The 887-nt window shown below is 41.0% G+C and carries 2 protein-coding genes; both read right to left on the bottom strand.

The genetic code is table 11. The features are described 5' to 3' along the window. The coding region (locus AC1DWB_RS36275) for a VanW family protein (RefSeq protein ID WP_477545890.1) at window positions 1–570 on the bottom strand (570 nt) is incomplete at its 3' end. A 100-nt stretch (window positions 571–670) separates the two neighbouring features. Next, window positions 671–877 carry a zinc ribbon domain-containing protein gene (locus AC1DWB_RS36280; RefSeq protein WP_477545891.1) on the bottom strand — a complete coding sequence of 69 codons (207 nt, stop codon included), beginning with the start codon at window positions 875–877 and terminating at the stop codon, window positions 671–673. Between the last annotated feature and the right edge of the window lie 10 nt (window positions 878–887).

The raw sequence follows: 887 nt of genomic DNA on the forward strand, positions 1-887 counted from the left end.
CTCATACTTTACTTCTGAATAATTGTGAATCATTATCTGTTCTTGTATGACATCCCCAGTTCGTTTATCAATGACTCTTCGCCATATCTCATTCTCTCTATAGTTCTTCCCTCCTCTATGATGAAATTGATGATTTCTTTCTTCCAAATGGTATGAAAATGGTAACTCGTTATCACAAAACACAATTCCTTTTAGGTGTTGATCTGTTAACCAAACATGAAATTGAAACTTATGATTGGTGGGATTAGAAAATCGTAAATCAATGTAATTATAAAATACGCTTGCGCCACTACCAAAAGGTAAGACTCTATGCTCATCCGGAAATGGATCAAAACTATGATGATGTCTTTCCTCAATTTTGAGCGGTGTATGTAAGGCAAGCCAAAAAAGTAAATTAGCTAATTGACATAAACCTCCCCCAACACCTGTTTTCACTTCACCTTGAGATAACAACAATCCGTCGATATATCCTTTGCTCACTTTAGGTTTCCCAATTAAATGCCAAAAAGAAAATGTTTCACCCGGTTTCAATACAATTTGGTCAATGGATTTTAGAGCAATCCGTGACATGCTCCCACCACTTATAGAAGTGGGGGCTTCCCGGGACATACCTGCTCACGCAGACATTCTTACAGGGCTATCCCCGCCAGCCCGGCGGTTCTTTATTTATCTATGCTATGCCTAGCACTCTAATCCCTTCGGACCGTATGTTTTCGGCTGCATTTTCATCTCTCTGGTGGGTGGTACCACAACCCTCACAATCCCAGACTCGATCTTTCAGAGTCAGTTCGGTGTTGATCGTACCACATGTTTGGCAGCGTTTGCTCGATGGAAACCATTTGTCGATCCGAACGAGTCGTTTTCCTCGTTCCTTCAGTTTGTAGCCT

The organism is Paenibacillus sp. P4_E11 (genome assembly GCF_056401635.1).